The sequence below is a fragment of the Parafrankia soli genome, assembly GCF_001854695.1.
In the GTDB taxonomy this organism is placed as follows: Bacteria; Actinomycetota; Actinomycetes; order Frankiales; family Frankiaceae; genus Parafrankia; species Parafrankia soli.
This window is the reverse complement of the sequence record NZ_MAXA01000017.1, coordinates 1-12,871: the sequence shown is the minus strand read 5'-3', so window position 1 is coordinate 12,871 and position 12,871 is coordinate 1. Positions and strand designations below refer to the sequence as shown.

At 67.7% G+C, this 12,871-nt stretch carries 10 protein-coding genes; 4 read left to right on the top strand and 6 right to left on the bottom strand.

All coding sequences use genetic code 11. The features are described from left to right. Positions 1-1,437, bottom strand: a 1,437-nt coding sequence (locus BBK14_RS03900) for a DUF4158 domain-containing protein (RefSeq protein ID WP_198541164.1), incomplete at its 3' end; no start/stop codon positions are given. Positions 1,438-1,769: 332 nt separating this feature from the next. Here BBK14_RS03900 and BBK14_RS38040 point away from each other — a divergent pair. From BBK14_RS38040 to BBK14_RS34535, 3 genes are all read left to right on the top strand, one after another. Further along, positions 1,770-1,940: a hypothetical protein gene (locus tag BBK14_RS38040; protein WP_157904206.1), complete on the top strand. Its 171-nt coding sequence runs from the start codon at positions 1,770-1,772 to the stop codon at positions 1,938-1,940. Next, entirely contained in the window at positions 1,937-2,539 is a 603-nt protein-coding gene (locus tag BBK14_RS03895; protein WP_131802154.1) for a hypothetical protein, read from the top strand. The genes BBK14_RS38040 and BBK14_RS03895 overlap by 4 nt, the downstream gene beginning before the upstream one ends. A gap of 423 nt (positions 2,540-2,962) precedes the next feature. Beyond that, positions 2,963-3,898 carry a pentapeptide repeat-containing protein gene (locus BBK14_RS34535; protein WP_083390704.1) on the top strand — a complete coding sequence of 312 codons (936 nt, stop codon included), beginning with the start codon at positions 2,963-2,965 and terminating at the stop codon, positions 3,896-3,898. Positions 3,899-3,912: 14 nt separating this feature from the next. Here the strand turns inward: BBK14_RS34535 and BBK14_RS03890 are convergent, their stop codons facing one another. Then, the gene (locus BBK14_RS03890) at positions 3,913-4,803 is read right to left on the bottom strand and encodes a tyrosine-type recombinase/integrase (RefSeq protein WP_157904205.1); all 891 of its coding nucleotides are present in this window, start codon (positions 4,801-4,803) and stop codon (positions 3,913-3,915) included. A gap of 394 nt (positions 4,804-5,197) precedes the next feature. Here BBK14_RS03890 and BBK14_RS03885 point away from each other — a divergent pair, with 394 nt between their 5' ends. Then, a complete protein-coding gene (locus BBK14_RS03885; RefSeq protein WP_071059853.1) occupies positions 5,198-6,241 on the top strand; it encodes a tetratricopeptide repeat protein in 1,044 nt (347 codons plus the stop codon). An 8-nt stretch (positions 6,242-6,249) separates the two neighbouring features. Here the strand turns inward: BBK14_RS03885 and BBK14_RS37650 are convergent, their stop codons facing one another. From BBK14_RS37650 to BBK14_RS03870, 4 genes are all read right to left on the bottom strand, one after another. Beyond that, a complete protein-coding gene (locus tag BBK14_RS37650; RefSeq protein ID WP_131802153.1) occupies positions 6,250-8,223 on the bottom strand; it encodes a hypothetical protein in 1,974 nt (657 codons plus the stop codon). Continuing rightward, positions 8,216-8,587 (bottom strand): hypothetical protein, encoded by a 372-nt coding sequence (locus BBK14_RS03880; protein ID WP_131802152.1) that lies wholly within the window; start codon positions 8,585-8,587, stop codon positions 8,216-8,218. Before BBK14_RS03880 ends, BBK14_RS37650 begins: the two co-directional genes overlap by 8 nt. A gap of 115 nt (positions 8,588-8,702) precedes the next feature. After that, positions 8,703-11,696, bottom strand: a complete 2,994-nt coding sequence (locus tag BBK14_RS03875) for a Tn3 family transposase (RefSeq protein WP_071059851.1) — start codon at positions 11,694-11,696, stop codon at positions 8,703-8,705. 377 nt (positions 11,697-12,073) lie between these two features. Then, complete coding sequence (locus tag BBK14_RS03870; RefSeq protein ID WP_198541163.1) at positions 12,074-12,259, bottom strand: hypothetical protein; 186 nt, start codon at positions 12,257-12,259, stop codon at positions 12,074-12,076. Positions 12,260-12,871 lie beyond the last annotated feature (612 nt).

The window sequence follows — 12,871 nt, the reverse complement described above, 5'->3', positions numbered from 1 at the left end:
CCCCAGTCCGAGTGATGCATCCCTTCCCGGAGAGACGCTTCGCAGCCAGAACCTGAGGCAGGAGCCCAGTGCGGTAGTCCCGCACGCTGGGATCTGTGCGGGGGGCCGCCCGCAAGGGCGGTCCCTACCGCGACTCGACTCCTCGGCCTTGTACCGCTTGATCAACGCCAGGGCCGCCATCATCGGCGCGTGCACGGTGTTCGTCGACCCGAACTCCAGCGCCTCCAGGATCTGGATGAGGCCGGTCCGGTAGTGGCTGGTGTAGGAGGCCTTGAACACCCGCTGCTTGTGCTGCCGGTAGGTGCTGCCCTTGGTCTTGTACTCCTGAAGGAGCGACACCAGCGTGCCGTGGCCGCCCGGCACCGCCGGGTAGATGACGTCCTCCACCGCCGCCCGCGGCTGCGACAGCGCGGCCTCGGTCATCTTGAACAGGATGTTCTCCTTACCCGACACCCTCTTCAGCTGCGCCACGAAATCGCTGGTCACCTTGGTGTCGGCGCGGGCATTGATCCGATGCACCGTGGAGATCAGCAGATCGACCAGCGTGTCGGTGATCTCCCGCGCCCGGCAGTACACATACGCCGCCAGCAGCGTCACCTTCACCTCATGCGGATGCGACCGCAGGTGCGAGGGCGCCTCGGCCGCCACCCGCGCCCGCCACGACGCCAGCACCTTCGGCGCCACATCCGCGAACAGGCCCTCCGGCAGGCCCACCGCGCGGATCGCGGTCAGCTTGAACACCTCCCGCTCAATCGTCTTCACGCTCACGTTGCCCGGCTCCTCCCGGATCACCGCGAACACGTCCACCCCGGCGGCCTCCGCGGCCCCGAACAGCGCCCCGTCGTTCTCCTCCTGGCCCTCGACGGCGTCGCCGGGATCGGCGCTCTTGGCGATCAGAGCAAGCAGCCGCGGGATCGCGTCTGGAGGGACGCGGCTGGCGATCCGGGCGGTCTGCGTCTGCTCGGCCTGCCGCAACGCACTCCCGATGATCCGGCGGATCCGATCCCGGGTCGGCGGCTCGATCCTCTCCTCGCGCAGATGCGCCAGCAGCTCGGCGCGGACCCGATCGACCTGCCATTCCTTCTCACACACCTCGACGGCCAGCCAGTCCGCGGCCTTGTCAGCGTCCGGAACCGAGCACTCCCGGAACCCGAAGTACCTGCGAATATCCGCGCGATGCGCCTTGACCGTCCGGCCGTCCCACTCATACAGCCCCAGCTCAGCGGCGGGCACACCCACCAGCCTGGCGACATAGGCGACAGCCTGATCGGGGATCTCGGAGCGGCCCATCGGGAACCGGCCATGCACCGCGTAGAACCGCAGCAGCAGCGCGAACCCGAGCTTCGTCGCGCCCCGCCGGCCCGACAGCTGCTCCAGCTCGTCCCCGACCAGCGTCCAGTTCCCGACAAGCTCGTCCTCGTCCAGCACACGTGCCACGAGGCATCCGGACCTTCCACGAAGCGGGCAGCCAAGCAGCCGCAAACCCCACGAATCCGGATCAATACTGGCCGCACACGATCAGCGGCGTCCGACGATCAGAGGAAGATCCCTCAACCCTCTCCGGACACCGCCGCTGAGCTGGGCGTACTCAATCGCGTGTACCTGGTGACACGAGTCTTACCGACACCCCGTAACGGACGACGTAACGGAACCCGTATCGGAGCCCGTAACGGCGCCGGGGTTTGATCGTTTCCCTGCAGGGGCGGAGGGGGTCTCCCACCGGTCGACGAGCCGGCGCCGAAGGTGTGTACACAACCCGCCGGACGATCATGGCGGGTAGCGTTAAGGGTGGTCCCGGCCGTGGCCCCGGGCCGGCCCAGGTCTGCGAGGCCGGCCCGGTGGTGTGTACACAGGGCGGTGTGCGGGAGATCGGGATACGCCAGGCACGGGCGGAGCTGGCCGCGCTGGTGCCCGGGTCGCGGCCGGGGGTGCCGCGGTGATGCTCACCCGTCACGGCCGGCCCGCCGCGGCGTTGCTGCCAGCCGYGGCGGTGGAGGTGTGGGAACGCCACCAGGCAGAACAGGCCACCCAGGTCGCGGCCGCCGCCGAGCTCACCGAGCTCGGGAGCCGGCTGCCGGGGCGCGCSACCCCGGCCTGTCCGCACTGCCGCAGCACCTACCTGCAGGTCATCCACACCGGGCCGGTCGTYGCCGCCCTGGTCAACCTCGCCGACCCGGCCAGCGGCGTGCAGGCCGTCACCGTCTCCGACGACGTCGGCGGCGTGCTCGACGCGGTGACCGACGTGCACTGCGCCTCCTGCTGGGAASCGATGGGCACCCGACCCCGCTCCCACGGCTACCCCGCCCGCCAGGCCGCCATCGCCCTCACCGAAAACGGCCCCTGGCCGGCCCGCCCGGCGTGGGAGATCGGCGACCACGCCGACCCTCACAACGAGAAGACCCGCGCCGGCGCCCTGGTCGTCGCCCACGACCTCGCCCGCGGCGTCCTACGCCGCGTCACCACCTGGGAATGGCTCACCGGCATCACTGACGAGCAACGCGCCCGCCTGCGCGCCGAACACCCCGACGACCCCGACTGACACCCTGGGCTGGTGCCCGAGAAGCCTCCCTTCTCGGGCGTTAGAAATCAGGGGAGTGGTGGCTACACGGCGTCACCAACCTCCGATACGTTTCGTTGTTACGTCACTCATAACGTAACAACGAAACGTATCGCGGATGGGTGGGGTGGGCCGGAAGTCGGGACCCGACGCGCGACGCTGCGTGGGACACCGCCGTGGGCAGCCGCGCATCCGGCGCGGCACGGGCTGTCGATTACCGCCTCGCCGGCCCGGTACTCGGGTTGACGTCACGAAGTGACATGTAGCAGAGCGTGAGTATTAGAGCTGCTTGACGTAGCCGCCGGCGCCTCCTCGGCGCGGGACTCGGGTCCGTGCCACCAGGGGCAAAGTGATCTATCGATAGTCTTCAACGGGCGGTCTGCGAGATGGAGTACAACGGCTCTCATGGTGGGTGATCGGGCACAGCCGGGGCGGCTGTGGGCCATGATCGCAGTAGTGGCCGGTGCGCTCTTGACCGCGGTGGTGGTATGGCTGGTTCCGCCGCTTATCTATCCGGCGCAGGCGGCGGAAGCACGAGCTGCGCTACAGGCCGGCTTGCTCACTGCGACCGCTGCGATCGTTGCCGTCGGAGGCGGCTTGGTCGCCCTTTTTGAGACTCGGCGGGCCAACGAGGACACCCACGTCCGCGAGCTTTATACCCGTGCAGTGGACCAGCTTGGTGCGGATGAGGAAATCATCCGTCTCGGTGGGATCTATGCGCTGGAGCGGATCGCGACGGATTCCCCTGGCGACGGACGCACAGTCGGGGAGGTGCTGTCCGCGTTCGTTCGGAGCCGCAGCACCGACCCAACTCTACGTATGTCACAACCGACGTTGCAGGCGGCAGACGTACGGGCCGCCGTCCAAGTCCTTGGGCGGCGGCCCGTACGTCCCGATCTGTACTTGCGGATGCGGGCTGACCTGCACGGTGCCGATCTCACCGGTCCAGCCAGCCTGGCTGACTTGGACCTCGTTGCCGCTAACCTAGCCTATGTTCATTTGGACGGTGCCGATCTTTCTCGCGCTCGACTGAGCAACGCAGATCTCTTTCGCGCCCACCTGAATGGGACGCTCCTTACAGAGGCACGGCTGCGGAGAGCAACCCTCATCGGCGCCTATATCGATGGAGCAAATATGATCGGCGCTCTTCTGATCGACGCGAATTTGATGGGTGCAACGTTGCGCGGTTCCAATCTGGCAGGAGCCGACTTGCGTGGAGCAGACCTCAGCGGGGCAGAGGGATTGACACAAGAGCAGGTGAACAGCGCTATCGGTGATAGGCGCACCCGACTGCCCGTCGGGCTAACCCGGCCTCTGTCCTGGATGAGCATGCCTGCCTGAGAGCACCAGGCTTGTTACAGCCGCTCGACGTAACCGGCGGCGATGTCTTCGGGTGGGTTGGTGTACCGGTCGATGTAGCGCTGGGATTGGTGGCCGAGGCGGCGCTGCAGCTCGTAGGCGTCCGAGCCGGTTTCGGTGGCGAGCCGGAACGCGAAGGTGTGTCGCAGGTCGTGCGGCCTGAGCGGGGCGAGGTGTCGGGTGGGGTCGGTGTGTTCGGCGTCGTGCCAGCGGCCGATCTGCTCGCAGATCAGGTTGATCGACCGGGGTGAGAGTCGGCCGTCTGGCCGGCGGGAACCGATGGATGCAGCCGACAAGAACAGCGCGGTGGTGGCCTGATCAGCGTCGCGGGGCCGTTCGTGTTCGAGGTAGTCGGCCAGCGCGGTGCGGGCGTCGAGGGAGAGGAAGACGTGCCGGCTGGTGCGGCCCTTGCCGCGCACCCCGCTGATGCGGGCTCGCCGGGACGCCCGGAGCTCGTCCGGGGTGACGGGGGCGAGCTGGTCGAGGTCGAGGCGGACGAGTTCCTCGCGGCGCAGCCCGGTGGACAGCAGGACGTAGACGAGCGCCCGGTCGCGCTGCGGCCTGCCGTGGCCGTGGGTGCCGGCCTCGCCCCTGCGGTGGCGGCCCTTGTGCTGGTGGAACCGTTCGAGCCGGTCGAGCACGTTCTTCAGCGAGCGGACCTGCGCCTCGCTCAGCGCTCGTGGTTCCAGCGGCGGCAGCGGCAGGTCGGTGACCTTGGCGCACGGGTTGCCGTGTGGCAACACGGCCGGGGTGTGTGCGATCACCCAGGTGGTGAACCCGGACAGCGAGGCCAGGTGGGCGTTGACGGTCGCCGGTGCCAGGGCGAGCCCGCCGGCGGCCGGGTCGGCGGTGAGGTGGTCGCGCCAGGCGACGACCTCGCGGCGCACGACCGTGGACAGCCGGTCGTGGCCGTGGACGGCGCGGAAGTAGTCGGCGAACCGGCCGAGATGCAGCGCGATCTTGTCTGCGACCTCGCCGAGCGGACCCCGCGCACGGCTGCTTCCAGGTAGCGGGCGGCCCAGGCCTCGATCTGGTCGGGGGCGCCGAGGCCGTCAACGGGGAGCGGGACAACCTTTCGTGAAGGCAATCTGCGGCGATCCGGCCGGGCCAGAGCGGGGGTCGTCATGGGCTGATCGTATGGTTCCCTTCACAGAAGGGACCTTCCCTGAAGAGAATCTCCTCGACACGGTCATCCCGCACACCCCAGATCTTCTGGTCGTTAGGGTGACGACAGCGGCACCCGGAGGCGATGTGGCGCGATCGGGGAGAACGGGGGGTTCCATGGCGGATGAGGATCAGCCGGGGGGCTCGGGGGACGACGCCGGGGCGCTGTATGCGCAGGCCAATGACCTACATCGGCGCGGACGCCCCGAGGAGGCGCTTGCCGTGTTGGACCGGCTGCTRCGCGATGATCCGGATCATGTGGCCGCCCGGTACGCCCGCGCCATCTGCCTGGTCGACGTCGGCCGGCCCGCGGAGGCACCCGCCCAGCTGCGCCGGGTCCTCGACAGCGAACCCGGCCACTACGAGGCCGCCTACCGCCTCGGCCGCCTCCTCCAAGCCGACGGCGATGTGGAGGGGGCCGCCGAGGCCTACCGGCAGGTCCTGACCGTCACCCCGTTCCAGGACACCCCGGCACGGCTACGCGCCTGCGAGAACGCCCTGGCCACCACCAGGCTCAACCATCCCCCCGGACCAACGGGCGGCGCCAACACGCCGGTCGTTGACCCGGGCCCCGGCTCAGCGTCTACWCCAGGTCCACCTACTCTACGTAGCAGACTTGACGCTCAACGTGTCGCAGATCGCGGTAGGCCCGTCAGGTCCGTCAGCCTCAAAGCACGGCACCTGATCCCCTCCATCGGCAAGGTCTTCCTCATCGCCGCCGTAGCCAACATCATTTTTGTTGTCGTCGCGGCCACTTCCGGTGGCGGCGGAGGCATGGCAATAATGTTCATTTTTCCGTTTGTAGCGATATCGTTGGTCGGTATTCTCTTCTTTCCCGTGTGGGTGTTCGTGAAGTCCCGGACGAACGGTGCGGACTTCTACGAGTACGGCGTCGAGATAAAATCCGGATTCGTCCGGCGTTCGATCCAATTCGTCTGGTACTACCAGATAGCCGAGGCGCCAACCTACGTGCGGAGCTTTGCCAACTATTTCACCAACACGGCCTCGCTGCGCATCCACTACAACTCTTCCGCTGCAACCACCGTCGAGCGTGTAGAAATCGCCGGTTTCGGTAGTCCCGACGAGGTCAAATGGATCGGCGGATATCTCGAATCCCGAGTCCCACCGGAGCGCATCGTCATCAGAGGCCCATGGACATGATCATAGTTTCAAAGCCCCGGCGGAGGAGCAGCATCGGCCTCGGCCCCGCCGACCGCGGCGTCACCCGACGGGAAAGCATCAGGAGCTGAAAGCCCTCCGTCGGCGGGGCCGTAGGCGCCTCCGTCGAAGCTGGCGTGACCGAACCCGCCGCCCGACCCCGTGCTTGGATCAGCCGGTCCCGCAGTCCAGCCTCCAGAATGTTGGGTCACGAAACCCGCACCGCCGATGTGGCCGGCGGTCCAGGTCCCGTCGGGCTGCTGGACCGTATAGTCCGCGCCGGTGAACTGCACGGTCCCATGCGTTCCGCCATCCTCAGACGGATAGCCGCTATCGGAACTGGTGGAGGTTGCACCGAACCCGCTGCCCGACCCCGGAGACACCAAAGAACTCGGGTCGTTGGGAGCAAACTGCGAACCATCCGCCGAGTAGAACGGCCCGCCGACAGCGCTATAGCCACCGGGGGGACCGTCCGGACTCGTCGCTGACCCGTCCGCACCCAAGCCGGTACTGTCGAACTTGGCTGGTCCACCGAAATCGTAGCCTGCCGGAAGACTTGGACTCGCCGGCCCGGCGGTCCCCTCTCCTGGATGCTGCGCCACGGAATCAGCGGGGGTAACCTTGCCTACGTTGGCTACGGCGAGATCGTGATGGGGTACGGCATCCGGAATCGGGACACCGGCCGGCCCAGCCACACCCGGCAGCACCACACCGCCGTCCGGCGATACCTCCGTCGGCGTGAATTTCCCCCCGGGCGCTTCACCTTCATGTTTGGTGTTCGTACCAGAAGCAGTATTCGTATGGGCCGACTCGTTGAACTGAGCGGTCCTGTGAGGTCCGCCACCGCTGTCCGGGTTGATTGGCGATCCGGGCTCGGTGGTACCCGGGTGCTGCGCCGGGCTACCGGCCTCGGCTTGGTGGGCTTGGCCGTCCAGCCCGGTATAGCCGCCGTCGAAGCTGGTGGCGCCGAACCCGCTGCCCGCCACCGGCGGGGCGGCCTGGCCCGGGTCGTTGGGGGCAAGCTGCGTGCCGTCCGCGGAGGAGAACTGGCCTCCGCCGGTGGCGCTGTAGCCACCGACACCGACATCCGAGCCCGTCGAGGACCCGGTCGTAACCGCCTGGTGGGCCTGGTGGGCCTGGCCATCGACAGTGACAGGTTGATCGGCCGTCGGATGATACCCACGCGGCGCGGCTTCATAAGGCTCATGCGCCCAGGAGAAGATCCCATCGGCCGCGGTTATCCCGACTCTCGCCAGCGCACCGAGTTCTCCCGTCTCCGCCCTGTGCACCAGTTCTGTTCGCGACTGCGCGTCTCGCAGGGAGTACGCTAGAACAGCATATCCACGCATTACTTCGGTGAACTTGCCGGCGAGCATCTGGTCGGTATTGCGGTCCAGTGCTTCGCGGTCGCCGTGAGTCAGCGCACCAACTCGCTCGATTCCCGAGGTCGCGATTCCGGTCGCCGCGGTGCTTGGCGTAAGGCTGCTCACGTAGTCGGCAAATCCAGTGCTGCTGGGCCAGACGGCCTTTATCGTCGACAGTGCGGCGTTCATGACGGAGTCGGCGGGCGTGGCGGCGACACTAGCGAGCCCGCCGACGGCGCCGCTCATGGTCGCCGTCAGCGGGCTCGCTCCCCGGCCCGCGGCGTCGACCATCCCCGTGACAGCCGCCGAGGTAAAGTTCAGCAAGGGAATGATCCCCGAACTACCACCGATGTGCGCAGGATTGTTGAAGAGTAGAGCCTCGCCGACACGGGCGCCGGAGCTCCATTCCGCGACGGGTCTCGTCAACGAGGAGATTTCTCGCGCAGCTGAAGATCGCATCCCGGCATCGGCAACGAAGTCATGGACCTGCCACACAGCCCTCGCGGCCGTGTCGGGCAGTACAAAGCTTGTGGGCTGTGCGAAGGAGCCGACGACACTTGTGACGATATTCGTGGCGCGAGCGGCACCGACGATCCGGTCAGTGGAATCCTGGTCAGTCAATGTTCTCGGACTCCTTCGGACGATCCGTTGACTCGGCATCAGGAACCTTCGGAGCCGGCACGCTGAAAAACTTTTCCATACCGGCCGTCAGATCGCGCGTTGCTCTGGCGTACTGCTCGACAGTCTGGGTGCTCTCGTCATCATTTACCCTCAGTACCTGGGCTCCGCTATCGAGCCATTGCAGAAGGGTCCGATGAAGATCGGCTGCTTCCGCTGGTGGGCGCACCCCCGTCGCGAACATTCCCAGCGCGCCATGGAGGAAGCCGTAGAAGAAGCGAAGGTCATCGGAATGCGCCGCCTCCTCGTAAGCGCGACCGGCAAATTCCAGCACGCCCGTCATCGTTCGAACGAGATCAGAATACATGTATCACCCTCATATCTTGGACCTCCTGAATTCCCCTAGATCAGATCTGTTCGTTCTGATAGCCAACCTCTGTCGACCGGAAGAGAGGGTTTGACGGTAAACGCACAATCGCCCATCACGACTCCGTCGCGGGAAAACTCAAAGACTGCAGTGCTTCGAGGTGGCTGGTCATGTCGAGGTGGAAGCGGCCGTAGAGGTTGATGTGGGTCCAGAACAGGGCGGACAGGCCGCGCCGGTCGGCGTCGGTGAGCCGGGCTGCCCAGGCGGGGTCAGCGAGGACGCGTTGGATGAGGATGGTGTTGATGTAGGCGACGGCGGCTTGGAGCAGGTGCAGGGCGAGCGCGGAGATCTCCACCGATTCCCGGTCCGCGCCGGTGAGCTGGCCGTCCTTGCCGTAGCAGAACTCGGTGTTGGCCGAGTTCCAGTTCTCCACGACCTGCAGGCCTTCGTGGATCTCGGTCCGCAGCGCCGGGGACGACAGGTAGTCGCAGATGAAGATCGTGCGGATGACCCGGCCGAGTTCCTCCAACGCTTGAAAGGTGGGGTGTTTCGGGCCGCCGCGAGTGAACCGGCGCAGCACCTGCTCGGCCTCGGCGGTACCCAACCGCAGGGCGGTGGCGTACTTGACCATCTGGTCGTACTGCTGGGCGATCAGATCCCAGTCGATGGTCTTGCTCGACAGGACCGGGGCGAGCTGGGGCCAGGTGTCGTCCTCACCGACCCCGGGCCGGTAGAGCCGGGCGGAGCCGATGTTCTTCAACCGGGGCAGTAACTGGAAATCGAGCAGATGGGCGAASGCGAACCCGACGACGCTCGCGCCGTGGGTGTCGACGTACTGCCGGTCGATGTCGGCCGAGGTCAGGTGCCGCATCAGCCCTTCGATCATCGCGGCAACCTCGGAGGCCGAGCAGGTCGTGACCTGGGAGTAGATGCAGACGCTGCGCCGCTCGACRTGCCAGTAGATCATCACACCGGGGCCGCCGTAGCGCTGGTGCCACTCGGTCATCAGGTTCGACGACCAAGACCCGAACTTCTTCGAGTCCGACGCACAGGCGGTGCCCTCACCCCACAAGGCGGTGTCGCGCACCGCGAAGGTCTCGTTCACCAGCCGGCGGATCGCCGCGCGCAGGTTGTCGCGGTTGACGAACAGCCGCCGGACCCGGCGCAGCGCCGCTTCGGTGTCGAGCACCGTGGTGTCGGCGCCGGCGTTCGCGACGACCCCGTCGGCGACCCGTTTGATGCCCATGTTCGTGCCCAGCCCGAACAAGACGAGCAGTAGCCGGCGACGTAGGACGGTCCGGTCAGTGACCTCGCGGGAGGCGACCGAGGTGAACTCGTCGGTGAATCCGGTGACGTAGTCGGCGTCCTTGAACAGGTTGAGCAGGTCCAGCACCCCCCAGCGGCGGACCAGCTCCTCCTTCAACGCCGCCAGCGTGGCCGGTTCGGGCTGCTTGGCCTGCGGCGGGACCGTGATCCAGGGTTCCCCGCGGCGACGGACGATTCGCACCCCACCGGTCGTGCCGTCACGTAGGGCGTCGTCGAGCTGGCAGAGGGCGGCGACGTGGCGTTCCTTCAGCCCTGAGATGAACGCGCCGGGGTCCTGCGGCTTACGCAGGGCGGCGTAGTGGACGTCGCGGTTGTCCGCGAAGTCGACCGGCAAGTCGTCCTCCGGGTTCCGCCAGCGGACAGCCCCGGCYACCCAGATCTCCCGGCGCCGCAACGCCGCCCGTAGGGCGACCAGCACACACAGCTCATACGGGATCCGCTCTACCCGGCTCCGGTCATCCACAACGGCGCCGCGCCAGTCTCGGGGCACCACGTCGTCGAGGGACACCCGGTCAGCGGCCGCGTAGAACTGCACCTTCGACTCCACCTCCGCATACCGGCGGAGCAGGTCCAGGGCGTCCATCACCGGCCGGTACGCGGTGTTGTTACTGCGGAAGGACAGCGCGGCCAGCAGCTTCGGGAGCATCTGCCGGTAGTGATGCGAGTACGACGACCGCAGCTGCACCCGAACCCGGTTCGCGAACGTCCGCTCCGCCGCTTTCGCTTCGGCGACCAGGTCCTGCAACGTCTTCTCCCCGACCACCGGGAACAGCGCCGCCCGCACCGTGTCGTCCGGGTGTTCTACTGCCGCGCCGGCGAGCGCGAACAGGATCCCGGTCTTACCGGCCACGATCCGGTACTCGGCGGTCATCTCCCGCTCCACCCGCCGCTCCGCCCGGGCATTCACATGCACCAGCTGGATCAGCAGATCCACCAGCCCGTCGATGAGCTCGGTGATCCGTGTCCAGCACAGCGCGGCCAGAAGGGTCAGCCGGGTCGAGGTCGGGCTGGCCCGGAAGTCCGACGGGTAGAGCTTCGCCGCCCGCGCCCGCCACCCGGCGACCAACTTCTCCGACCAGCCATCGAACAGATCCRCCGGCAAGCCCACCGCGCGGACCCGCTCCAGCTTGGAGATCTCCCTCAGCAGCGTGTCCAGGCTCAGCTTGCCCGGATCCGCCTTCAACTCCGCGAGGAAATCCGCCCCACCCGCCGACGCCGTGTCCCCGYCGGCGGGGACAGCCACCAGCTCCTCCAACCGGCCGACCGCGGCCGCCAACCGGGCCACGACCAGGGCGGTGAACTGCTGCTCGAAACCCGCCCGGGCCGCCCCSAGCACCCGTTCCACCCGCGACGGCCCAGGTGGTTCGACCCGCAGTTCCCGGCAGCGGGCCAGCAGCACCTGGCGCTGCCGCTCATCGGTCAACTCGACCGGACACACCTCCGCAGCCATCCACCCGGCCAGCGTGTCCTCRTCGGCGACCGTGCACTCCCGAAACCCCAGCTCGTCGCGGATCTCCACCCGATGACGTGTGGTCTGCCGGCTCGACCAGTCGTACCCGACGAGCGCCGCGGCCTCGACCCCCACCTGCTCGGCCACATAGCTCACCGCGGCCTTCGGGACCTCCCCGACATGGCGAGGAAACCGAGCCTCCACCTCGAAGAACTTCAGCAACAAGACGAACGCCAACCGGGACGCCCCCGCCTTGTTCCGCAGCAGCCGCCGGTCATCCTCCAGCAGCGTCCARCACTCGATCAGCTCTTCGGCAGTCCACTCACGCCGCACCCAACGCCCCCGAAGTCACGCAGCCACGTGATCAGACGACAGGCTACGACCACACCAGCCACGACCGAAAGCCTTTCGACCAACTACCCAGAGCTACATGTCACCTCGTGGCACCGACCCGAGTACCGGGCCTTCTCCATCGGCATCGGGAAGTCTGATCCTCGGCGGCCAGTGGGAGCTCGCCGCCACCCCGGATGGCATGCGTCCGGATTCGGCTCGCCGCTCCTGCTCCTGGCTCACCCGAGTCAGCGCTGAGTACGGCGTGCGGGGAGCGCCTTCATCCGCGCGAGGACCGAGGGGCTGGCAACCTTGAAGGACTCTCGCGGCGTAAGGCTACGAAACAATCACACCTGGGCGGAATGGCCACTCGGCGGTGGTCAGCGAGCAGTTCGCCAGTCTGTTCGGCCCTTGAGCTGGGCGCATACCGCGGCCTTCAGCTCGTCGAGGGGGACCTCGGCGGCGAGGCGCTCCCAGAGGACCAACCGGGGCTTCGAGCGGAAGCCGCGGGCCAGGCCGCGTTCCGCGAGCTCGGCGAGGGCCTCGTCCCGCCACAGCAGCTGCACGAGGGCACCAGGATCGACGGAGTCGTTCTCTGCGTCGCCGACTACGGGGCGGCCCGGTCGCCCTTGCCGTCCCCGCGGTCGCCGAGCAGATCCACACCCTGTTCGCTGACGTCTTGGACAGCCCGTCGGGCCCGACACGGTCGTCGCGAACCGCCCCAGCCGGCCGGTCCCGTGCAGCGGAGGGACGCCGCCCCTTGGCTGGCCTGCGGTTTTGGGTGAAGATGGCACGACACGCACGTTCAGACCTATCATCCACCGGCTAAGACTGCACTGGGAAAGGCCGCGGCCAGGCGCCACCGGATGCTGGTGGGGATCTTCCCCACCAGCATCTCTGGGTGAGCGACGGCCCGGTCGGCCTCGGGCGGCGGCGCCAACGATGCAGCCAGCCGCCCGAGGCCCTATCGTCCGACCGGCCACAGAGACTCGCCGCCGTCAGTCACGATGACCCAGTGGGTATCGATGAAGACGTGCAGGCCGTGCGGCGGCTCGCGAGCCAGGCGCGAGGAGGGCCGGCCAGGCCATCACCTTCGTCAGCGACGCCCACGCCCCGGGCGCACTCGCCCGGGGCTTCGGCGACGCCGCGCGTATGGCTGAGGCCGCGGGCTTCCGCCC